The organism is Polynucleobacter sp. AP-Reno-20A-A9, from assembly GCF_018882085.1.
Lineage (GTDB): Bacteria > Pseudomonadota > Gammaproteobacteria > Burkholderiales > Burkholderiaceae > Polynucleobacter.
In genome coordinates this window covers 1-212 of record NZ_JACVPB010000043.1, presented here as the reverse complement: position 1 = coordinate 212, position 212 = coordinate 1, and the positions used below count along the sequence as shown (strand labels likewise).

Annotated in this window: 1 protein-coding gene; it reads left to right on the top strand. The window is 48.6% G+C overall.

The features are described from left to right. Positions 1-67 precede the first annotated feature (67 nt). Positions 68-212: transposase (locus ICN39_RS11120; protein ID WP_216234167.1), on the top strand; the 145-nt coding region annotated here is incomplete at its 3' end.

The window sequence follows — 212 nt, the reverse complement described above, 5'->3', positions numbered from 1 at the left end:
ACCTGTCCTGGGATTTTCAGACCAAAAGCTTTTAGAGATAATGACTCCTTCAACCTAAGGAGCAGGTATGAAGAGAGCACGGTTTTCAGACGAACAGATTGTTCGGATATTGCAAGAGGCAGATCGTTCGCCAATAGCAGAGGTTGCCAAGCGCCACGGGGTCAGCGAACCCTCGATTTACAGCTGGCGTAAGAAGTTTGGCGATCTAGGTA